The sequence below is a fragment of the Streptomyces sp. NPDC126499 genome (assembly GCF_040302485.1).
Classification (GTDB): Bacteria; Actinomycetota; Actinomycetes; order Streptomycetales; family Streptomycetaceae; genus Streptomyces.
This window is the reverse complement of record NZ_JBEOUO010000023.1, coordinates 26,290-47,476: the sequence shown is the minus strand read 5'-3', so window position 1 is coordinate 47,476 and position 21,187 is coordinate 26,290. Positions and strand designations below refer to the sequence as shown.

15 protein-coding genes are annotated in these 21,187 nt (G+C 74.1%); 9 read left to right on the top strand and 6 right to left on the bottom strand.

The features are described 5' to 3' along the window. Positions 1 to 68: 68 nt before the first annotated feature. Positions 69 to 1,175 carry a substrate-binding domain-containing protein gene (locus ABTZ91_RS27495; protein WP_352079933.1) on the bottom strand — a complete coding sequence of 369 codons (1,107 nt, stop codon included), beginning with the start codon at positions 1,173 to 1,175 and terminating at the stop codon, positions 69 to 71. A 176-nt stretch (positions 1,176 to 1,351) separates the two neighbouring features. Between ABTZ91_RS27495 and ABTZ91_RS27490 the strand changes: the two genes are divergently transcribed. Beyond that, on the top strand, positions 1,352 to 3,391 hold the full coding sequence (locus tag ABTZ91_RS27490; protein ID WP_352079932.1) for a DUF2264 domain-containing protein: 2,040 nt from the start codon (positions 1,352 to 1,354) through the stop codon (positions 3,389 to 3,391). Here ABTZ91_RS27490 and ABTZ91_RS27485 read toward each other — a convergent pair. From ABTZ91_RS27485 to ABTZ91_RS27475, 3 genes are all read right to left on the bottom strand, one after another. Beyond that, a complete protein-coding gene (locus ABTZ91_RS27485; protein WP_352079931.1) occupies positions 3,388 to 3,789 on the bottom strand; it encodes a hypothetical protein in 402 nt (133 codons plus the stop codon). The two genes, ABTZ91_RS27490 and ABTZ91_RS27485, sit on opposite strands and share 4 nt — an antisense overlap. 139 nt (positions 3,790 to 3,928) lie before the next feature. After that, a complete protein-coding gene (locus tag ABTZ91_RS27480; RefSeq protein WP_352079930.1) occupies positions 3,929 to 4,702 on the bottom strand; it encodes an SDR family oxidoreductase in 774 nt (257 codons plus the stop codon). 59 nt (positions 4,703 to 4,761) lie between these two features. After that, positions 4,762 to 5,490 carry an MOSC domain-containing protein gene (locus ABTZ91_RS27475; RefSeq protein WP_352079929.1) on the bottom strand — a complete coding sequence of 243 codons (729 nt, stop codon included), beginning with the start codon at positions 5,488 to 5,490 and terminating at the stop codon, positions 4,762 to 4,764. Between the two features lie 90 nt (positions 5,491 to 5,580). Between ABTZ91_RS27475 and ABTZ91_RS27470 the strand changes: the two genes are divergently transcribed. Beyond that, complete coding sequence (locus tag ABTZ91_RS27470; RefSeq protein ID WP_352079928.1) at positions 5,581 to 6,513, top strand: LysR family transcriptional regulator; 933 nt, start codon at positions 5,581 to 5,583, stop codon at positions 6,511 to 6,513. 347 nt (positions 6,514 to 6,860) lie between these two features. Here the strand turns inward: ABTZ91_RS27470 and ABTZ91_RS27465 are convergent, their stop codons facing one another. Next, positions 6,861 to 7,229 (bottom strand): WhiB family transcriptional regulator, encoded by a 369-nt coding sequence (locus ABTZ91_RS27465; RefSeq protein WP_352079927.1) that lies wholly within the window; start codon positions 7,227 to 7,229, stop codon positions 6,861 to 6,863. A gap of 474 nt (positions 7,230 to 7,703) precedes the next feature. Here ABTZ91_RS27465 and ABTZ91_RS27460 point away from each other — a divergent pair, with 474 nt between their 5' ends. The 4 genes from ABTZ91_RS27460 to ABTZ91_RS27445 all read left to right on the top strand — a co-directional run bounded on the left by ABTZ91_RS27460 (position 7,704) and on the right by ABTZ91_RS27445 (position 12,072). After that, positions 7,704 to 8,315 (top strand): response regulator transcription factor, encoded by a 612-nt coding sequence (locus ABTZ91_RS27460; RefSeq protein WP_003948568.1) that lies wholly within the window; start codon positions 7,704 to 7,706, stop codon positions 8,313 to 8,315. A gap of 246 nt (positions 8,316 to 8,561) precedes the next feature. Continuing rightward, positions 8,562 to 9,164 carry a sigma-70 family RNA polymerase sigma factor gene (locus ABTZ91_RS27455; RefSeq protein ID WP_345486205.1) on the top strand — a complete coding sequence of 201 codons (603 nt, stop codon included), beginning with the start codon at positions 8,562 to 8,564 and terminating at the stop codon, positions 9,162 to 9,164. A gap of 178 nt (positions 9,165 to 9,342) precedes the next feature. Beyond that, positions 9,343 to 10,842 (top strand): IMP dehydrogenase, encoded by a 1,500-nt coding sequence (guaB, locus tag ABTZ91_RS27450; RefSeq protein ID WP_345486204.1) that lies wholly within the window; start codon positions 9,343 to 9,345, stop codon positions 10,840 to 10,842. Between the two features lie 105 nt (positions 10,843 to 10,947). Next, complete coding sequence (locus ABTZ91_RS27445; RefSeq protein WP_352079926.1) at positions 10,948 to 12,072, top strand: GuaB3 family IMP dehydrogenase-related protein; 1,125 nt, start codon at positions 10,948 to 10,950, stop codon at positions 12,070 to 12,072. Between the two features lie 74 nt (positions 12,073 to 12,146). Here ABTZ91_RS27445 and ABTZ91_RS27440 read toward each other — a convergent pair whose 3' ends face one another. Further along, complete coding sequence (locus ABTZ91_RS27440) at positions 12,147 to 13,409, bottom strand: nucleotide sugar dehydrogenase (protein ID WP_352079925.1); 1,263 nt, start codon at positions 13,407 to 13,409, stop codon at positions 12,147 to 12,149. 302 nt (positions 13,410 to 13,711) lie between these two features. Here ABTZ91_RS27440 and ABTZ91_RS27435 point away from each other — a divergent pair, with 302 nt between their 5' ends. The 3 genes from ABTZ91_RS27435 (at position 13,712) to ABTZ91_RS27425 (ending at position 21,152) form a co-directional block, all read left to right on the top strand. Beyond that, positions 13,712 to 15,418 carry a glycerol-3-phosphate dehydrogenase/oxidase gene (locus tag ABTZ91_RS27435; protein ID WP_352079924.1) on the top strand — a complete coding sequence of 569 codons (1,707 nt, stop codon included), beginning with the start codon at positions 13,712 to 13,714 and terminating at the stop codon, positions 15,416 to 15,418. Between the two features lie 164 nt (positions 15,419 to 15,582). After that, on the top strand, positions 15,583 to 18,111 hold the full coding sequence (locus tag ABTZ91_RS27430; protein WP_407078035.1) for a protein kinase domain-containing protein: 2,529 nt from the start codon (positions 15,583 to 15,585) through the stop codon (positions 18,109 to 18,111). Between the two features lie 74 nt (positions 18,112 to 18,185). Further along, positions 18,186 to 21,152 (top strand): protein kinase, encoded by a 2,967-nt coding sequence (locus ABTZ91_RS27425; protein ID WP_352079923.1) that lies wholly within the window; start codon positions 18,186 to 18,188, stop codon positions 21,150 to 21,152. The last annotated feature ends 35 nt before the right edge of the window (positions 21,153 to 21,187 follow it).

The following is a 21,187-nucleotide window of genomic DNA, read 5'->3' as shown; positions in this document are numbered from 1 at the left end:
TGTGGCCGTGATCCTGTGACCGTTCATGACCGAAGTCAAGAGCGAAAGATTGATTGATCGAAAAAAGATCAGACCGAGCTTGCCGCGCCCGCCCCGCACGAGGCCCGCACCCGCAGCCGCGGCAGCAGGCTCAGATGACGCCGGGCCCAGTCCTCCTCGCCCGCCGCCGCGGGCCGGGTCAGCCGCTCCACCAGCAGCTCCGTGGCGTGCCGGCCCACCTGCCGCTTCGGCGGCGCGACCGCCGTGAGCGGGATGTCGGCCAGCGCGGCGACCTCGTCGTCGTACGCGATCAGGGCCAGGTCCTCCGGCACCCGCACCCCGAGCTCGGCGAGCCGCTGCACGATCTGGATCGCGTCCACGTCGTTGTGGACCAGGGCCGCGCTCGCCCGCCCCGAGACCACCGCCTCGTGCAGGGCCCGCACCGCCCGCTCGAAGCCCTCCGGGTCGCTCTCCGCCGGTACGGAGTCGATGACCGCCCGCGGCTCCTTCAGGTCCAGCGCGCCCAGCGCCTCGGCGTACCCGGCCCGCACCGCGAGCGCCGTCGGGCTGTCCCCGCGCGCCACCAGGAGCGGGGCCCTGTGACCGAGGCCGATCAGGTGGCGCAGGGCGAGCAGCACCCCGTGCGCGTGGTCCGAGGAGACCCGGTCGAGGCCGTCGAGCGGAGTGCCCGGATCCGCCCGGCGCTCCAGGAGCACGGCCGGCACCGGCAGTTCCGCGAGCCAGTCCCCGTACGCGAGCCGGTCCTCGGGCCCCCGCCAGCCGGGCGCGACGAGCACGCCCTCGGCGCCCGCCGCGATCAGGCCCTCGGTGCGGGCCCGGTCCTCCTCCGGCCGGTAGTCGGAGATCCGCAGCACGAGCCGGGCACCCACCCGCGCCGCCGCCTCGTGCGCCCCCCGGATGACCTCGGCGAAGTAGTACGTGGCGGAGGGCGCGAGCAGTCCGAGCACCAGCCCGCCGGGCGCGCCCTGGGTGCCCGGCACGCCCTGGCCGCGCGGCCAGGAGACCTGGCCGTGCACGCGGTCGAGCAGACCCCGGGCGGCCAGCGCCTCGACGTCCCGGCGCGCGGTCACGGGGGAGACCCCGAGCAGGCCGGCCAGGTCCGAGACCCGGGCCGTGCCGCGCTCGCGCACCAGGGCCAGCAGTCGGTCGTGTCGTTCGGCAGCACTCTCGCGCACGGCGCGGTTCCCCCTTGCGGTGGTGGTGGTCTCCCGACCTTAGACCAGGCGGGACCAGGAAATGATCGAATGGGAGGAGTTTCGATCATTCGCTCGGTCACCTCTTGACGCCGGATCGAAGCGTCTTCAGGATTCCGGGCGACGCCGACGTCCCCCAGCGAGTTCCAGGGAGCATCATGCCCACGCCGCCCGAGGACCGCGCGCCCGAGGACCGTGCGCCCCAGGATCGCGCGCCCGACGACCGCGCGCCTGAGGACCGTGCGCCCGAGGGCCGTGCGCCGGTCGCTCCCGAGCCCGGGGAGGACCGCGCGCTCAGCCCGTACACCGGATGGACCCGGGCCCACTGGGAGCGCACGGCCGACCGTCTCCTCCTCGCCGTCCGCCCCCACGCCTCGCCCCGCAAGGGACTGATCCAGCTCCCCGGACCCCGCCCCAGCTGGTCCGGCGTCCGCTCCGACGGCCTGGAGGGCTACGCCCGGACCTTCCTGCTCGCCGCCCTGCGGACCGCCCACGGCGACGACCCGCACGGCCACCTCGACCGCTACGCCGAAGGGCTCGCCGCCGGGACCCGGCGGCCCGGCGGCACCGGTCCCGAGGACTGGCCGCTGATGGCCGACATCCGCCAGGCGGTCGTCGAGGCCGCCTCCGTCGCCCTCGCCCTGCGCCTCACCCGGCGCCGCCTCTGGGACCGGCTCGACGACCGCGTCCGGCAGCGCACCGTCGACTGGCTGCTCCCCGCCCTCGAACCGTCCCCCGTCGACAACAACTGGTGGCTCTTCGGTCTCACCGTCGCCGGCTTCCTGAAGGACGCCGGCATCGAGACCGACCGCGCCGCCGCCACCGTCGAACGCTCCCTGGAGCGCGTCGAGAAGTGGTGGCTCGGCGACGGCTGGTACAGCGACGGCGACAACCGCGCCTTCGACCACTACAACGCCTGGGCCCTGCACTTCTACCCGGTCCTGCACGCCCACCTCGCGGGCGACCGCGCACTCCTCGACCGCTACGGCCCCCGCCTGCGCGCCCAGCTCGACGACCACGTCCACCTCTTCGACGGCAACGGCGCCCCCGTCCCGTACGGGCGCTCCCTGACCTACCGCTTCGCCGCCGCCGCGGCCCCCTGGCTCGGCGCCCTCACCGGCCACACCCCGCTCACCCCCGGCGCCACCCGCCGCCTCGCCTCCGGCACCCTGCGGTACTTCCTCGACCGGGGCGCCACCGACGAGAAGGGGCTGCTCACCCTCGGCTGGCACGGCCCCTACGAGCCGGTCCTGCAGAGCTACTCCGGTCCGGGCTCCCCCTACTGGGCGTCCAAGGGCTTCCTCGGACTGCTGCTGCCCGCCGGCCACCCCGTGTGGACCGCCCGAGAGGAACCGCTGCCCGCCGAACGCGCCGACACGGTACGGGCCTTCGGCCCCACCGGGCTGCTCGTCCAGACCACCGCCGCCGACGGACTCGTCCGCCTCCACAACCACGGCAGCAACCACGTCGGCAGCACCGAGCAGGGTGAGGACGACCCCGGCTACGCCCGCTACGCCTACTCCACCCGTACGGGGCCCACCACCGCCCCCGACCCGGCCGACAACCACTTCGCGCTGCTCGGCCCCGACGGCACCGCCACCACCCGGGGCCCCGCCACCCCGCTCGGCTCCGGCCCCGCCACCCCGCTCGGCTCCGGCACCGACACCGCGCTCGGCTCCGGCACCGGCACCGCGGCCGGCTCCGGCCCCGCACTCGACCCCGACACGCTCGGCTCCGGCACCGTGGCCGGCTCCGGCACCGTCACCCGCACCGGTCGGGCCGCCTCCGCCCACCGTCCCCTGCCCGGCGTCCGCGTCCTGTCCGCCACCCTGGTCCACGGCCGCGCCGAGGTCCGCGCCCATCTCGTCCTGGGCGCCCCGGAAGGGACACCCGTACGGCAGACCGGCTGGGCCACCCACGCCGACGGGCCCGTCGCGCAGCTCCACCCCGTGCACGGCTACCGGCCCGGCACCACCGAACTGCCCACCGGCGCCACCCTCCAGGGCCCCGGCCCGACCCGTACCCTCGCCCTCCACGGCACGACGAACGGACCCGAGGCCCTCTTCGTGGCCCTCGCCTCCCTCACCGCCGCACCCGACCCGGCCCCCGTGTCCGACCTCGCCCGCGTCCAGGTCACCGGCCCCCGCACGCTCACCGTGACCTGGCAGGACGGCAGCACCGACGACCTCGCCCTCTAGAAGGGCCCCGGCGCGGACCGGCCGCCGCGCCGGGTCACGGCGGCGACCAGGGCGGCGACGGCGAACGTCGCCACCGCCGTCCCCACCATGACCATGCCCACACCGATCACGAAGAGCCCGCTGCCGTCGTCCGACCAGTCGGAGAACGCGGCGACCGTCAGACCGGCCGTGGTACCGAGCACGGCACCCGCGACATGGCGCCGGTACGCCGCCCAGCACACCGGTACCAGCAGGGTCAGCACGAGCCCGACGACCTGCCACGCCTCGTACGGGCCGCTCACCGAGCCGTCCGGGTGCACGTCACGGTGCTGGTCCCAGCCCAGCCAGGCGGCCCAGGCCGCGACCGACACGAGTGCCGTCACCAGGGACGGAACGAGCTTCAGGGGCTTGTGATCCATGACCCGAGGGTCCCGGCCCACCCGCCGCGCGGGCAGAGCGCCCGTACTCAGGTCCGGCTGAGTACGGCTGGCCGCCGCCGCTCCCGACGGCCGCCGCCACGCCCAACGGCCGCCACGCCCAAGGCCCCCCGTACCGCGCCTACTTCGGCCCGTACTTGCGGCCCGCCCGGGAGGAGACCCCGCCCAGCAGGCCGCGCGGTGCCAGCTTCACCACACCCATCAGCGCCTTGTACCGGGGATCGGGGATGGACAGCGTCCGCCCCCGGGCCAGGTCCGCGAGCGCCTCCGCCACCAGCTTGTCCGCGTCCAGCCACATCCAGCCCGGGATGTTGTCCGTCCCCATCCCCGCCCGCTGGTGGAACTCCGTCCGCACGAACCCCGGGCACAGCGCCATCAGCCGCACCCCGCTGCCGGCGAGGTCCCGCGCCGCGCCCTGGGTGAACTGCACGACCCACGCCTTCGACGCCCCATAGGTCCCGCGCGGCAGGAACGCGGCCACCGAGGCGACGTTCACCACCCCGCCCCGGCCCCGCGACCGCATCGAGTCCGCCGCCGCCGACGTCAGCCGGAGCACCGCCTCGCAGTGCACCTTCAGCATCTTCAACTCGTCGGCCATGGACACTTCAAGGAACCGGCCCTTGTTGCCGAACCCCGCGTTGTTCACCAGGAGATCGACCGGCCGCTTGGGGTCGGTCAGCCGCGCCTCGACGGACGCGATCCCGGCCTCCTCCGACAGGTCCGCCGCGAGCACCTCGGCCTCGATCCCGTGCCGGTCGTGCAGTTCGGTCGCCTGTTCCCGGAGCCGCTTCACGTCGCGTGCCACCAGCACGACGTCGTGTCCGTCCGCGGCGAGCCGCCGTGCGAAGGCGGCGCCGATGCCCGCGGTCGCGCCCGTAATCAGTGCAGTCGTCATGGGCGCACGTTAACCCGCGCCATGTGAACGCCGTGTGGCGGAGATGAGGGCGTCCGCCCTCACCGCTCTCCGGTCCGGTCGGCCTGCCGCTCCCCGCGCCGCTCCCCGTTCTCCTCCCCGTCCTCCGTCCCGTACTTCTCCGCGTACGTGCGCGCGAGCGCGAGCAGCCCCGACTCCATCCACTCCGCCGCCACCAGCGTCCGCGGCAGCAGCGTCCGGTCGGCCGTCGCCGCGTGGTGCAGACCGGCGACGGTGATGTCGTGGGACGGGCGGTGCACGACCTCCACCGGGTCGCCCGCCCGAACCTCGCCCGGGGTGATCACGCGGAGCAGCGCGCCCGGCCCGGCCGCGGACTCGTTGAAGCGGCGGACCCAGCCCTTCTCCTCCAGGAAACCGGCGAAGGTACGGCAGGGGATGCGGCCGCCGGTCACCTCCAGGACCACCTCGTCGCCGATCCGCCACCGCTCGCCGATCAGGGCGCCGTTCACGTCCACGCCGCGGAGGGTGAGGTTCTCGCCGAAGGACCCCGGGGCGAGGACGCGGCCGAGCTCGCCCTCCCACCGGTCCAGGTCCTCGCGGGCGAAGGCGTACGCGGCCCGGTCGGCGCCGCCGTGGAAACGCAGGTCGCAGACGGCGTCCCCCGCGACCCCGCTCGCCCCTTCGGGGCCCGGTGCCGCGATCCGTACGGGACCCTCGACGGGGCGCTTGTCGATGCCCGTCCGGCCCGAGGGGGCGTTGGTGTAGTCCACGGCCTTGGGGCGACCCACGTTCACGCTCAGCAGTTCCATACGGGCACCCTAACCAGGGCTTTTCCTTCACTCCTCAAAGTTTGGCATCGGAATTCGCCCCGGTATCCAAGTTGCGCTTATGCTCGAAGCATGATCGAGGCCCGCCACCTCCGCGTCCTGCGCGCCGTCGCCGCCACCGGCTCCTTCTCCGCCGCGGCGCGCGAACTCGGCTGCACCCAGCCCGCGGTGAGCCAGCAGATGAAAGCGCTCGAATCCTCCGCCGGCACCCCGCTGCTCGTCCGCACCGGACGCGAGATGCGGCTCACCCAGGCCGGCGAGGCCCTGGTCCGGCACGCCGCCGGCATCCTCGCCGGGCTCACCGCGGCCGAGGAGGAGGTCGCCGCCATCGCGGGCCTGCGGGCCGGCCGGGTCCGGCTCGTGTCGTTCCCCAGCGGCAGCTCCACCCTCGTCCCCACCGCCCTGGCCGCCCTGCGCGCCGCCCACCCCGGCACCCGGGTCTCCCTGGTGGAGGCCGAACCGCCGCGCTCCGTGGAGATGCTGCGCGAGGGCGACTGCGACGTGGCGCTCGCCTTCCGGTACGGGGCGGGGCCGGCCGGGCCGGACAGCTGGGACGACCTGGTGGTCCGTCCGCTGCTCGCCGACCGTCTCGTCGGCCTCGTCCCGGAGGGGCACCGGCTGGCCGGCGCCGGGTCCGTCACCATCGGCGAACTGGCCGAGGACCCCTGGATCGCGGGCTGCCCGCGCTGCCGCCGCCAGTTGGTGGACGTCTGCGAGCGGGCCGGGTTCACGCCCCGGATCGACTTCGCCACCGACGACTACCCGGCCGTGGTGGGCTTGGTGGGCGCGGGTCTCGGCGTCGCCGTCCTGCCGCAGCTCGCCATCGAGTCCGTACGGCCGAGGGGAGCCGTCACCGTGACGGTGGAACCGCCCGTGGAACGGGAGATCGTGGCGCTGACCCTTCCGGACCTGGCCCAGGTCCCGGCCGTCGCGGCCACCCTGGACGAGCTCGGCCGCGCCGCGGGCCGCGCCGAGGACCGCGCGCGGGCCCCCGAGCCGGCCTGACCGGGGTCACGCCCCCGACGCCGATCGGGTGACACCTCCATGCCGCCGTCCGGGTGGTCCCTCCATCCGCCGTACGGGTGGACTTCCGTTCCCGTACGGCCCAGCGTCCTGCGCCGTGCGGGTGAACGCCCGGGGGCCGGCCGGGTGAGGGCGTGCGGGCCGTCGGGGTGAGGCGCGCGCGCTCGTGCGGGTGACGGCCCCACCGCCGTACGGGCGACGGGTCGTCGACCGGGCCGGGCCGTACGGGTGACCCGGGGTCGGGCCGTCCGGGTGGCGGTCCTGTGCGGTCCACACCACCGGTGTCGGGGCGCAGAAACGTTACTTCACGCGTTGCTTCGGGCGTTGGTTCAGGCGTGGGCCACGCCTGCCGAGCTCGTGGCGGAGGTCCGCGTCGCGCCCCCGGAAGGGGCCGGCTGGGCCGTCGTCGTGACCAGGCGGTTGCGTGCCCGGCCCATGAGCTCTTCGCGTTCGTCCTCGGTGAGGCCGCCCCAGACGCCGTAGGGCTCCCGTACGGCGAGTGCGTGTGCCGCGCACTCCGCGCGTACCGGGCACCGCATGCAGACCTCTTTAGCCGAGTTCTCGCGCGCACTCCGTGCCGCGCCGCGCTCTCCCTCGGGGTGGAAGAACAGCGAGCTGTCGACTCCTCGGCAGGCCGCGAGGAGCTGCCAGTCCCACAGATCGGCGTTGGGTCCGGGAAGGCGGGAGAAATCTGCCATTGCGCTTGTCCCCTTGAAACCGTGTCGAACGGATAGGTGGGCGGGTGGATGGCTGCGGGTGGATGGCTGGTGGACGGGGGCGGTTCGCCCCTCGATGGGTCTCGGTTACCCGCTCCCGCGGGAACGATCCGACCGTACAACTACTGACTGAGTAGATGTAAATATGACTCATTGCGAATCTAGCCACAGACACCGCGAAAAGGGAAGAAAACCCGCTAAATGGGGCATAGCTTCGGGCTGAAGGACGGATGACCTGCGACGCTCTCCTCCGCGTACGGTCCCTTACGTAGAGTGCCGAAGGCGGCCGTCCGACCCGTAACTCTTTCGAGTGACCATCGTTGAGAGTGCGGAGGCGGTTGAAGGAACAAGCGCTCGGGCAGGTGTCCGAGGGCTCGACCGCACAGGTGACGATTCGTACCAGCCCTGGAGGCTCAAGGTGACGCGCATCAGCTGCGAGGGCCGCGGAGGTCAGGCATGACATCCGTGCTCGTCTGCGACGACTCCCCGCTTGCCCGAGAGGCGCTCCGCCGCGCGGTCGCGACCGTGCCCGGCGTCGAGCGCGTGACCACCGCGGCCAACGGCGAGGAAGTCCTCCGCCGCTGGGGCGCGGACCGTTCGGACCTGATCCTGATGGACGTGCGCATGCCGGGCCTGGGCGGCGTGGAGACCGTCCGCCGGCTGCTCTCCGCGGATCCGGGCGCCCGCATCATCATGCTCACCGTCGCCGAGGACCTGGACGGCGTCGCGCTCGCGGTCGCCGCCGGTGCCCGTGGCTATCTGCACAAGGACGCCTCGCGCGCCGAGCTGCGGGCCACCGTCACCCAGGCCCTCGCCGACCCGACCTGGCGGCTCGCCCCGCGCCGGCTGCGGTCGGCCGAGATGGGCGCGGCCCCCACCCTCACCGCCCGCGAGATCCAGGTCCTCGAAGGCATGAGCCACGGCCGGTCCAACGCGGAGATCGGGCGCGAGCTGTTCCTCTCCGAGGACACGGTCAAGACCCACGCCCGCCGCCTCTTCAAGAAGCTCGGTGCCTCCGACCGGGCGCACGCCGTCGCCCTCGGATTCCGCTGGGGCCTGGTCCGCTGACCTGCGGCCGTCGGCCGCATCCCCGTCCGCCACGGGGCGGACGGGGTGGGCTTGTGTCACTTCCCCGCGGAATGCCGCATCCTTGAAGGCGTGGAGTTCCTCGGGGACGAGACGAACGAGCGAGCCGGAATCGAGCGGAAGGGGAGGGCGCAGGAGATGAGTCCCGGCGCACCTGCTCATAACGCTTCGGTGCACAACTACGGACGCGGTGCCGCGGACGAGCAGGCGTCGAGGCACCATGGAGCGATGCGCGACGACGAGACCATGGGGTCACCCGTGCCCGCCGGGCCGGGGGAGATCGGTGCGCTCGTACACCGTGCCGTCGAGGGGGACGCGCAGGCCACGCACGATCTCCTCGCGCGCGTGCACCCGCTCGCCCTGCGCTACTGCCGTACGCGACTGAACCGGCTCCCGGGTGACGCCCGCCACTTCGTGGAGGACCTCGCCCAGGAGGTCTGCGTCGCCGTGCTCATGGCGCTGCCGCGCTACCGGGACACCGGCCGGCCCTTCGAGGCCTTCGTCTTCGCCATCGCCGGCCACAAGGTGGCCGACCTCCAGCGGGCCGCCATGCGGCACCCCGGCTCCACGGCCGTGCCCTCCGACGAGATGCCCGAGCGCCCCGACGACTCCCTCGGCCCCGAGGAGCGCGCGCTGCTCAGCGACGACGCCGAATGGGCCAAGAAACTGCTCGCCAACCTCCCGGAGAACCAGCGCGAGCTCCTCGTGCTGCGGGTGGCCGTCGGGCTGACCGCCGAGGAGACCGGGCAGATGCTCGGCATGTCCCCCGGAGCGGTGCGGGTGGCGCAGCACCGCGCCCTGAGCCGGCTGCGGGCGCTGGCCGAGCAGTAGCCGAGCAGTAGCCGGCTGCGGGCGCTGGCCGAGCAGTAAGGGTTGTGCGGGGCCGCTGTCCCTCACGTACACGTACGAACGTCCAAAGCTTTCCGGCGATCTTGCTCGTGGAATGAGACACCGTCGCGGCCCGTTAGCATGGACATCCGCACCGATCAAGGCCATTGGGGAAGGTGTCATGACCAACGTCGACGGAGTGCCCGAGAAATTCGCGACACTCGGGCTGACCTACGACGATGTGCTGCTGCTGCCGGGCGCCTCCGAGGTGCTCCCCAACGCGGTCGACACCTCGTCCCGTATCTCCCGCAACGTACGGGTCAACATCCCGCTGCTGTCCGCGGCGATGGACAAGGTGACCGAGTCCCGCATGGCCATCGCGATGGCCCGCCTCGGCGGTGTCGGCGTGCTGCACCGCAACCTCTCCATCGAGGACCAGGTCAACCAGGTCGACCTGGTCAAGCGCTCCGAGTCCGGCATGGTCACGGACCCCATCACGGTCCACCCCGAGGCGACGCTCGCCGAGGCGGACGCCTTGTGCGCCAAGTTCCGCATCAGCGGTGTCCCCGTCACCAACCCGGCCGGCAAGCTGCTCGGCATCGTGACCAACCGCGACATGGCCTTCGAGAGCGACCGCAGCCGTCAGGTCCGCGAGGTCATGACGCCGATGCCGCTGGTCACCGGCAAGGTCGGCATCTCCGGCGTCGACGCCATGGAGCTGCTGCGCCGCCACAAGATCGAGAAGCTGCCGCTGGTCGACGACGAGGGCATCCTCAAGGGCCTCATCACCGTCAAGGACTTCGTCAAGGCGGAGAAGTACCCGAACGCCGCCAAGGACGCCGAGGGCCGGCTGCTCGTCGGCGCGGCCGTCGGCGCCAGCCCCGAGGCGCTGGAGCGCGCCCAGGCGCTCGCCGCCGTCGGCGTGGACTTCCTGATCGTCGACACCTCCCACGGCCACAACAGCAACGCCCTGAGCTGGATGTCGAAGATCAAGTCGAGCGTGAACGTCGACGTGATCGGCGGCAACGTCGCCACGCGTGACGGCGCCCAGGCGATGATCGACGCCGGTGTCGACGGCATCAAGGTCGGCGTCGGACCGGGCTCGATCTGCACCACCCGTGTGGTCGCCGGCATCGGCGTCCCGCAGGTCACCGCCATCTACGAGGCCTCGCTCGCGGCCCGCGCCGCCGGCGTCCCGCTGATCGGCGACGGCGGCCTGCAGTACTCGGGCGACATCGGCAAGGCGCTGGCCGCCGGCGCCGACACCGTGATGCTCGGCAGCCTCCTCGCGGGCTGCGAGGAGTCGCCCGGCGAGCTGCTCTTCATCAACGGCAAGCAGTTCAAGTCATACCGCGGCATGGGCTCGCTGGGCGCCATGCAGTCCCGCGGCCAGGGCAAGTCCTACTCGAAGGACCGCTACTTCCAGGCCGAGGTCACCTCCGACGACAAGCTCGTGCCCGAGGGCATCGAGGGCCAGGTGCCCTACCGCGGCCCGCTGGCGAACGTCCTGCACCAGCTCGTCGGCGGTCTGCGCCAGACGATGGGCTATGTGGGCGCCGCCACCATCGAGGAGATGGAGTCCAAGGGCCGGTTCGTCCGGATCACGTCGGCGGGTCTCAAGGAGAGCCACCCGCACGACATCCAGATGACGGTCGAGGCGCCGAACTACAGCAGGAAGTAACGCTGCGCGACGCGTGGGGCGGTTCCGGCATGTGGCCGGAGCCGCCCCACGCGCGTGTGTCGGGGATACTGGTAGGCGCAGACGTAGAGGGAAAGGCCACACATCGTGACTGAGATCGAGATCGGGCGCGGCAAGCGCGGCCGCAGGGCGTACGCGTTCGACGACATCGCCGTCGTACCGAGCCGGCGCACCCGGGACCCGAAGGAGGTCTCGATCGCCTGGCAGATCGACGCCTACCGCTTCGAGCTGCCCTTCCTGGCCGCCCCGATGGACTCGGTCGTCTCGCCGCAGACCGCCATCCGCATCGGCGAGCTGGGCGGCCTGGGCGTGCTGAACCTCGAGGGCCTGTGGACCCGCTACGAGGACCCGCAGCCGCTGCTCGACGAGATCGCCGAGCTCGACGAGGCCGCCGCGACCCGCCGTCTGCAGGAGATCTACGCCGCCCCGATCAAGGAAGAGCTGATCGGGCAGCGCATCAAGGAGGTGCGCGACTCGGGTGTGGTCACCGCCGCCGCGCTCTCCCCGCAGCGCACCGCCCAGTTCTCCAAGGCCGTCGTCGACGCCGGCGTGGACATCTTCGTCATCCGCGGCACGACCGTCTCCGCCGAGCACGTCTCCGGCGCGGCCGAGCCGCTGAACCTCAAGCAGTTCATCTACGAGCTGGACGTCCCGGTCATCGTCGGCGGCTGCGCCACGTACACGGCGGCCCTGCACCTGATGCGCACCGGCGCCGCGGGCGTCCTGGTCGGCTTCGGCGGCGGCGCCGCCCACACCACCCGTAACGTGCTCGGCATCCAGGTCCCGATGGCCACGGCCGTCGCCGACGTGGCCGCGGCCCGCCGTGACTACATGGACGAGTCCGGCGGCCGTTACGTGCACGTCATCGCGGACGGCGGTGTCGGCTGGTCCGGCGACCTGCCGAAGGCGATCGCCTGCGGCGCCGACGCGGTCATGATCGGCTCCCCGCTCGCCCGCGCCACGGACGCCCCCGGCAAGGGCCACCACTGGGGCATGGAGGCCGTCCACGAGGACGTGCCGCGCGGCAAGCTCGTCGACCTGGGCATCGTCGGCACGACCGAGGAGATCCTCGCCGGCCCGTCGCACAGCCCCGACGGCTCGATGAACTTCTTCGGCGCCCTGCGCCGCGCGATGGCCACCACGGGCTACAGCGAGCTCAAGGAGTTCCAGCGCGTCGAGGTCACGGTCGCCGACGCCCAGCACAAGCGCTGACGCCGTTCCCGGCGGTACGCGCGCGTACGTGAGAAGGGCCCCGCACCGGGTGGTGCGGGGCCCTTCCGCCGCTCTCACAGGCGGTGTGCCGCCCCCGCGGGGGTCGCGCCGCGGGTGTCGAGGAGGAGCTGGGCCTTCACCGAGAGGCCCTGGAGGTCGTAGGTGCGGTGGTGCTGGAGCAGGATCGTGAGGTCGGCGTGGGCGGCGGCCTCGTAGAGGGAGTCGGCGCGGGGGACGGGCAGCTCGCGGACGCGCCAGTCGGGGACGTACGGGTCGTGGTAGCTGAGCTGCGCGCCCAGGTCCATCAGCCGGCGGGCGATCTCGTCGGCGGGTGAGCCCTGCCGGTCGGCGAGATCGGGTTTGTACGTGATGCCGAGCAGCAGGACCCGGGCGCCGCGGGCGGACTTGCCGTGCTCGTTCAGGAGTGTGGCGCTGCGCTGGACGACGTACTGCGGCATGCGCTCGTTGACCTGGCCGGCGAGTTCCACGAGCCGCAGCGGGCGGTGGCCGCCCAGGCGGTCGACGGGGACGCCGTGGCCGCCGACGCCGGGGCCGGGGCGGAAGGCCTGGAAGCCGAAGGGCTTGGTCTCGGCGCAGCGGATGACGTCCCACAGGTCGACGCCGATCTCGTGGCAGAGCACCGCCATCTCGTTGACGAGGGCGATGTTGACGTGCCGGAAGTTGGTCTCCAGGAGCTTGACCGTCTCCGCCTCGCGCGGGCCGCGCGCGCGGACCACCTTGTCGGTGAGGCGGCCGTAGAAGGCGGCGGCGGACTCGGTGCAGGCGGAGGTCAGGCCGCCGATCACCTTGGGCGTGCCGGCGAGGGCGTGGGCGCCCTGGGTGCCGCCGGGCGGGCGGCGGCCGGGGTCGAGGCGGCCGGGGGAGTAGGCGAGGTGGAAGTCGCGTCCGGCGCGCAGGCCGGAGCCGCCCTCCAGGAGGTCGCGCAGCGGCCCCTCGGTGGTGCCGGGCGGCACCGGTGACTCCAGGAGGACGGTGGTGTGGGGGCGCAGTCGCGCGGCGAGCGCGCGGGCGGCGTCGGTCACGGCGGTGAGGTCGAGCGCGCCGTCCGGACCCGGTGGGGTGGGGGCGCAGATGACGGCCGTGCGGACCCGCCCGAGCTCGGCGGGGTCGAGGGCGGGCCGGAAGCCGGCGGAGAGCATCCGGCGGATCTCGGCGGCGGTGAGGGAGCCGTCGACGGGGGGCCGTCCGGCGGCGAGCTCGGCGACGGGGCGGGGATCGGTGTCGTAGCCGACGGTGGCGATGCCGGCGGCGGTGGCTGCCTGGGCGAGGGGGAGTCCGTGGTGGCCGAGGCCGATGACGGCGAGATCAGCGGGCATGGGGGGTGGGCCGTCCTTCCCAGTAGCCGGAGGGGACGTGGTGCGCAAGCCCTGTGGACCGAAGGGGGCTGACGCAATGTCAGACTAAGCGTAAATATGACCGATATGCCGCATTGCGGGATCGAGCGTCGCCGAGTGTTATCCACAGGCTGGGGTCGGGGCGGTGGCTGAAGTCGGAGGGCCGGGACAGAATCGACACTGTGAGCCGGACCACACGCGTCGGGCGGCCGGTGGTTCGGACCGCTGACGGGGCGCGTGCGGCCGGACATGCCGACACACGGGGGACGACGGGAGGCACAGCCGTGAGGACAGCGACACTGGGACCCGCCGAGCGCGCCGAGGCGCTCGCGGCCATGGCCGAGCGCGAACTGGACGTACTGGTCGTCGGCGCCGGAGTCGTCGGCGCCGGCACCGCCCTCGACTCCGTCACCAGAGGCCTGACCACCGGCCTCGTCGAGGCCCGCGACTGGGCGTCCGGCACCTCCAGCCGGTCCAGCAAGCTGATCCACGGCGGACTGCGCTATCTCGAGATGCTCGACTTCGCCCTCGTCCGCGAGGCCCTCAAGGAGCGCGGCCTGCTCCTCGAACGGCTCGCACCCCACCTGGTCAGGCCCGTCCCCTTCCTCTACCCCCTCCAGCACAAGGGCTGGGAGCGGCTGTACGCGGGCTCCGGCGTCGCCCTGTACGACGCGATGTCCGTCTCCTCGGGCCACGGCCGCGGCCTGCCGGTGCACCGCCACCTCAGCCGCCGGCGCGCCCTGCGGGTCGCCCCCTGCCTCCGGAAGGACGCCCTCGTCGGCGCCCTGCAGTACTACGACGCCCAGATGGACGACGCCCGCTTCGTCACCACCCTCGTCCGCACCGCCGCGAGCTACGGCGCGCACGTCGCCAGCCGCGCCCGCGTCGTCGGCTTCCTGCGCGAGGGCGAACGCGTGGTCGGCGCCCGCGTCCAGGACGTCGAGACCGGCGGGGAGTACGAGATCAGGGCCCGGCAGATCGTCAACGCCACCGGCGTGTGGACCGACGACACCCAGGCCCTCATCGGAGAGCGCGGCCAGTTCCACGTCCGCGCCTCCAAGGGCATCCACCTGGTCGTGCCCAAGGACCGCATCCACTCCACCACCGGGCTCATCCTGCGCACCGAGAAGTCCGTCCTCTTCGTCATCCCCTGGGGCCGCCACTGGATCATCGGCACCACCGACACCGACTGGGACCTCGACAAGGCCCATCCGGCCGCCTCCAGCGCCGACATCGACTACCTCCTGGAGCATGTGAACGGCGTGCTCGCGACCCCGCTCACCCGCGACGACGTCCAGGGCGTCTACGCGGGCCTGCGCCCCCTGCTCGCCGGCGAGTCGGACGCCACCAGCAAGCTCTCCCGCGAGCACACCGTCGCCCACCCCGTGCCCGGCCTGGTCGTCGTCGCCGGCGGCAAGTACACGACCTACCGCGTCATGGCGAAGGACGCCGTCGACGAGGCCGTCCACGGCCTCGACAAGCGGGTCGCCGCCTGCGTCACCGAGGACACCCCGCTCCTCGGCGCCGAGGGCTACAAGGCCCTGTGGAACGCCCGCGCCGGAATCGCGGCCCGCACCGGCCTCCACGTGGCCCGCGTCGAGCATCTGCTCAACCGCTACGGCTCCCTGACGGAGGAGCTCCTCGACCTGATCGCCGCCGACCCGTCCCTCGGCGCGCCCCTGCCGGCCGCCGAGGACTATCTGAGGGCCGAGATCGTCTACGCCGCCTCCCACGAGGGAGCGCGCCACCTGGACGACGTCCTCACCCGGCGCACCCGCATCTCCATCGAGACCTTCGACCGGGGCACCCGCAGCGCCCGCGAATGCGCCGAACTCATGGCCCCCGTGCTCGGTTGGGACGCCGGCCAGATCGACAAGGAGGTCGAGCACTACGAGAAGCGCGTCGAGGCGGAACGCGAGTCCCAGCGCCAGCCGGACGACCTGACGGCCGACGCGGCACGGCTGGGAGCGCCCGACATCGTGCCGATCTGACAGGCTGGGGGCACCCTCCTGGTGCGGAAAAGGTGATCGGAGTGCGGACCCGGGGGAGGCAGTGGTCGCGGAGTGAGGGACAATGAGCTCTCTTCCAGGGCGGGTTGCCGCATTGCGCGGGAGCTCCGGACGCGGGCGAGAAACAGGGATCGCAGAGGGGACGCATGTCGGAGGCGGAGCAGTCGCGGGACACGGGGCAGGACCCCCGGCGGGACGCCGCCGCGGGCGCCGCCACCGACGGCGAACGGGGCGCGGTTCCGGCCGCGCGCGCGGCGGAGCGGGACAACGACCGGGACAACGACCGGGACAAGGCACGGGACAAGGCGCGGGCCGTTCCGGCGGATTCGGCCGCGCCGGAGCGCCCGGAGGACCCGAGGACACCTGAGGCCCCGGAGGCCCCGAGGGTGCCGGGGGCGCCCAAGGCGCCGGAGGACGCGCGGGCCGGGCAGGGCGGGGAGCTCGGGCCGGAGACCCCGGAAGCCCCGAAGGCGCCGGAGGACGCGCGGGCCGGGCAGGCCACGCGGGACGCCGGCCGGGGCACTCAGGACAAGGCTCCCGACACCCCGGCCACGACGGTCCTGGCGAAGGGCCGGACCGGTGGCGCGGGCGCGGCCCGTACGGGCCGGGACAAGGAGTCGGACGGTCCGGCGACCACGGTCCTCGCCAAGGACCGGACCGGCGGCGCGGCCGGGCGGGGCGTCCAGGACAGGGTGCCCGGCGCTCCCAGGAGCGCCGGCAAGACCGCCGGTGGCAGCGGGTCGACCGACGGGGCAGCGCCGGCCGCCGGCTTCGGTGCCGACGCCACCGCGACGGGCTCCCGGCCCGGGCGGGCTGACGCCCCGTCCGCGCAGGGACGGCTGCTCGCCGGGCGCTACCGCCTCGGTGTGGTCCTCGGCCGCGGCGGCATGGGAACGGTGTGGCGCGCGGTCGACGAGACCCTGGGCCGCACGGTCGCCGTCAAGGAGCTCCGCTTCCCCAACAGCATCGACGAGGACGAGAAGCGACGCCTCATCACCCGGACCCTGCGCGAGGCCAAGGCCATCGCCCGGATCCGCAACAACGGCGCGGTGACCGTCTACGACGTGGTCGACGAGGACGACCGCCCGTGGATCGTCATGGAGCTCATCGAGGGCAAGTCGCTGGCCGACGCCGTCCGCGAGGACGGCACCCTCACCCCGCGCCGCGCCGCCGAGGTCGGCCTCGCCATCCTCGACGTGCTGCGCTCCGCGCACCGCGAGGGCATCCTCCACCGCGACGTGAAGCCGTCCAACGTGCTGATCGCCGAGGACGGCCGGGTCGTCCTCACCGACTTCGGCATCGCCCAGGTCGAGGGCGACCCCTCGATCACCTCCACCGGCATGCTCGTCGGCGCCCCCTCGTACATCTCGCCGGAGCGCGCCCGCGGACACAAGCCCGGCCCCGCCGCCGACCTCTGGTCGCTCGGCGGACTCCTGTACGCCGCCGTCGAGGGCAGCCCGCCCTACGACAAGGGCTCCGCCATCGCCACGCTCACCGCGGTGATGACCGAGCCGGTCGACCCGCCGAAGAACGCCGGCCCGGAGCTGGAGAAGGTCATCTACGGCCTCCTCGCCAAGGACCCGGACCAGCGCCTCGACGACGCGGGCGCGCGGGTGCTGCTGCGCGCCGTCCTGGACGCGCCGGAGGCCCCGCCGGAGCCCTCGCCCGAGGCGACGCGGGTCGTCCCGCTGCCCCCGCTCCCCGAGCGCGCGCCGGCCGCCGCCAAGGCCAAGGAGCAGAAGCCGGCCCGCGAGAAGACCGGCGAGGCGACGGCCGAGCGGCTGCGCAGTGCCCTGAAGTCGGTGCGCAACGCCGCCACGGCGGCGACCGCGCGGAACGAGACCGAGCGCGGGCCCGGCACCGGGACCCCCGACCGGCCCGCGTCCTCCCGCGCCTCGCTCACCGACGTCGTCCCGCGCCGCACCCTGGTGATCATCGCCGCGGTGGTGCTCGTCGCCCTCCTCGGCACGATCCTCTACGTCGCCCTCGGCGGCGGCGGTCAGGAGGGCGCCGACCAGGGCAAGGGGACGAAGACCGGCGGCACCACCGCCTCGGTCGGCAGCGACGGCCGGACCGACGACGGTACGGACAAGTCGCCGAGCGACCCCACCCAGCAGGGCAGCGGCGGCACACCGGCCGCCAACAGCGGCGGCCAGAGCGGCACGACGCCCTCCGGCACGCCCGGCGGAGACCAGGCGGGCGGCGGCGCGCAGTTGCCGCCCGGCTATGTGATGGTGACCAATGACCGGTTCCACTTCCGCATGGCGATGCCCGCCTCCTTCAAGCTCGCCGCGATAGCAGGCCAGAACTCGGGCGGCATCTTCCACGCCGGCGGCAGCGGCTTCCCGCGCGTCCAGGTCGACTTCAACGACAGCCCGAAGGACGACGCGGCCGCCGCCTGGCGCGCCGCGATGACGGCGGTCGCCGCGACGAGCAACGGCTACAAGCACATCGGCATCCGCCCGGTCGCGTACAAGGGCTATCCGACCGTGGCCGACTGGGAGTTCGAGCGCACCCAGAACGGCATGCGCATCCGGATACTCAACCGGGGCTTCAAGGTCGACGCCGACCACGGCTACTCGATCATGGTCAGCTGCCGGGCCGACGCGTGGGACGCGGCGGAGTGCAAGACGCTCCGGGAGACCGCGTTCGCCACGTTCAGCCCCAAGGACTGACGGGCGCACGTATCGTGAGAGGCCCCGCCCGCGAGGGCGGGGCACGGGGGACGGCAGGCGCGTGGGGAGGCGTCGTGGACGACTACGCGGGAAGGGTGCTGGCGGACCGTTATCGGCTGCCCCTGCCGCCGGCGGACGCGTACGACCACGTCGAGACGCGGGCCTTCGACACCTACAGCGGTCAGGAAGTGCGGATCCGTCAGGTCCCGCTGCCCGAGGTCGTGGACGCCGAACTCCTCGATGACGAGCCGTACGCTGCCCCCGGCAGGGCGACGCGCCGACCCGCCGACCCGGCGGTCCGCCGCGCGGTCGAGGCCGCCCAGGCCGCCGCCCGGATCCCCGACCACCCGCGCCTCGACCAGGTCTTCGACGTGTTCGCGGAGGCCGGTTCGCTGTGGATCGTGAGCGAGTTCGTCGCGGCCACTCCGCTCTCCGAGGTCCTCGCCGAGGGTCCGCTGACCCCGTACCGGGCCGCCGAGATCGGCGCCGACCTCCTGACCGCCCTGCGCGCGCTGCACGCGCACGGCTGGACCCATCGCAACGTCACCGCGCGCACCGTCCTGGTCTGCGACGACGACGGCCGCGTCGTCCTCACCGGCCTCGCCGCCGGCGCCGCCGAGGAAGCCCTTTGCGGCTACGCCCCGGTGCCGCACGAGGAGGAATCCCCCTACGGCGGGTCGGGGACGCGATTCGGCCAGGAGGAGTACGAGACCGAGGAGTACGGCGGGGCGGAGGAGTACGGCGGGGCGGAGGCGTACGGCGGGGCGGAGGCGTACGGCGAGGCGGAGGAGTACGAGGAGTCCCGGCCGTACGCTGCGGAGATCCACGAGCTGGAGCCCTACGAACCCGGACCCGAGGCCGAGGCGTACGGCGCCCGGATGAGCCGGGTGCCGGCCTCCCGGACGCCCGAGCGCCCCACGGCCCACGACGACGACGGGCCGGACGAGGACGAGTCGGAGGGCCCCGACGCCTCGTACGGCGCCGGTTACGGGCCCGACGGAGGTACCCCGTACGGCGGAGCGGGCCGGGCCGAGCTGTCCGCCGCGCCGGTCGTGCCCACGCCCGGCGTGCCGCCCGTCGCGGACGTGCGGGCCGCCCGTGCCGGGGCCATCGCCGCCTACCGGGCCGGGGCCCGTGCCGCCGCGCGGATCGGCGAGACGGGCGCCCTGCCGGCCCCGCGCCCCGCCACCCCCGCCGAGCGCCCGGCGCCGGCCGCACCCGCTGAGCCCGCTGAGCCCGCCGAGTCCGTGTCACCGCCCGTGACGCCGTCGGGCCCGCCCGCACCGCCCGCACCGCAGTGGTGGTCCCGCGTCGGCGACGAGGACGCCGACGACCTGGACGACGAGGACGACGAGGAGGGCGGGAACGAGACGGGCGGCACGTACGGGCCGCCGCCGCGCGCGTACCTCGCCGGGACGTGGAGCGACGGCCCGCACGCCGCCCGCGACGGCGGGCGTTCCGTCCCGGCGGGCGGCGGCGGGGCCACCGGTCCCGCGCTGCCCGCGCTCCCCGCCGGATACCGGGCGGCCTCTACCGGCCCCGAGCCGCTGCCGTCGTCGTCCGCCACCGCACCGACCGGGCCCCGCTCCGGCCCCGAGACCGGCTCCGCCCGCGAGACCGGCGCCGGCTCGGGATTCGGCACCCCGTACCGGGGCCCGGCGACCCGGCTCGCCGCCGAGCGGGCCCGCCAGACCCGGATCGCGGTCGTCGGCGCCGTCACCGAACGCTGGGCGCCCGAGCAGGCGGGCCCGGTCCACGAGCACTGGCGCCTCGCCCCGCCCATCGGTCCCGCCACCGACCTGTGGGCGCTGGGCGCGCTGCTCTACCGAGCCGTCCAGGGCCACGCCCCCTACCCCGAGGACAACGCCGCCGAGCTGGTCCAGCTGGTCTGCTCCGAGCCGCCCGCCTTCGCCGAGGAGTGCGGCCCGCTGCGGCCGATCGTGGAGTCGCTGCTGCGCCAGGACCCCACCGAGCGCCCCGATGTCGAGGAGCTGAGCGGCTGGCTGCGTTCCCTGGTGCGTTCGGCGCCCGAGCCCGAGGCCGGAATCGGGGTCGTCCCGCTGCCGTCCCCGGACATCGGCCGGCTGCCCATCGTGCGCCGCCGCGGCGAGCTGGTGCGGCGCCGGCGCGGCGGAGCCTCGGGCGGCCGGCACCGCCAGGGCCGAGCCGGCAAGGCACGCGACCGCCGCGGCCCGCGCCCCTCCCGCGCCCCGCGCGACCCGGCGTACGCCTCGCCCACGGCGTACGCCGACACCGCGGCCGTGCACGAGGAGATCCCGCAACGCGCCCCGCGCGCCCCCCGCGCCCCCGGCCGCACCTCGGGCTCCCCGAAGGCCCTGGGCTGCACGCTGCTCCTCCTCGTCCTGCTCCTGCTGGCCGGGGCGATCGCGTACGCGGTCTGGTTCATGCCCCGGCAGGGCGAGGAGGGCGGCAAGGCCGCCCCGCCCGCGAAGTCCGGCACTCCTTCGACGGCGACGGCGACGGCGACATCCCCGGCCCCGCCCGGCACCCGCGGCCCGTCGTCCCGGCCGAGCGGGCAGCAACCCGCCACCACCCCGCCCACCGCGGGCCCTTCGGCGCCCGCGCTCGCCCCCGGTTACGTCCTGCGCGAGGACCCCGAGGGCTTCCGGATCGGCGTGCCGCGCGACTGGCGGCGCAGCCCGATCAACGACGCCGGACAAGTCCGCTACACGGGCGGTGACTTCACCCTGATCGTCGTCCCCGGCCGGGACACCGTGCAGGCGAACGGCTCCGACCCCATGGCGTACCAGCGCACCAAGGAGCGGGAGCTCCAGCCCTGGCGGGACTCGTCCTGGTCGAGCGCCTCGGGCCTGCGCCGGATCGACGTCGGCCGACAGGCCATGGCCGTCGGGCAGTTCACCTGGCAGGACAGCACCGGGCGCGAGGTGTTCGTGCGCAATCTGGCGCTGATCGAGGGCGGTCGCTATCACGTCGTCCTGGTCATCGGACCGGAGAACGAGCGGGACAAGGTCTCCGAGATCCACGACCAGGCGACGAAGGCGTACCGCGCCACCCGCTGACCGGACGCCGGTCACAGCTTGTTCCCAAAGCCAGC

Coding starts and splice junctions, on each gene's coding strand:
- ABTZ91_RS27430 (WP_407078035.1), top strand. CDS start 15,583: ATGTCGGAGGCGGAGCAGTCGCGGGACACGGGGCAGGACCCCCGGCGG.
- ABTZ91_RS27480 (WP_352079930.1), bottom strand. CDS start 4,702: ATGACGACTGCACTGATTACGGGCGCGACCGCGGGCATCGGCGCCGCC.
- guaB (WP_345486204.1), top strand. CDS start 9,343: ATGACCAACGTCGACGGAGTGCCCGAGAAATTCGCGACACTCGGGCTG.
- ABTZ91_RS27440 (WP_352079925.1), bottom strand. CDS start 13,409: ATGCCCGCTGATCTCGCCGTCATCGGCCTCGGCCACCACGGACTCCCC.
- ABTZ91_RS27475 (WP_352079929.1), bottom strand. CDS start 5,490: ATGGAACTGCTGAGCGTGAACGTGGGTCGCCCCAAGGCCGTGGACTAC.
- ABTZ91_RS27470 (WP_352079928.1), top strand. CDS start 5,581: ATGATCGAGGCCCGCCACCTCCGCGTCCTGCGCGCCGTCGCCGCCACC.
- ABTZ91_RS27455 (WP_345486205.1), top strand. CDS start 8,562: ATGCGCGACGACGAGACCATGGGGTCACCCGTGCCCGCCGGGCCGGGG.
- ABTZ91_RS27485 (WP_352079931.1), bottom strand. CDS start 3,789: ATGGATCACAAGCCCCTGAAGCTCGTTCCGTCCCTGGTGACGGCACTC.
- ABTZ91_RS27460 (WP_003948568.1), top strand. CDS start 7,704: ATGACATCCGTGCTCGTCTGCGACGACTCCCCGCTTGCCCGAGAGGCG.
- ABTZ91_RS27465 (WP_352079927.1), bottom strand. CDS start 7,229: ATGGCAGATTTCTCCCGCCTTCCCGGACCCAACGCCGATCTGTGGGAC.
- ABTZ91_RS27490 (WP_352079932.1), top strand. CDS start 1,352: ATGCCCACGCCGCCCGAGGACCGCGCGCCCGAGGACCGTGCGCCCCAG.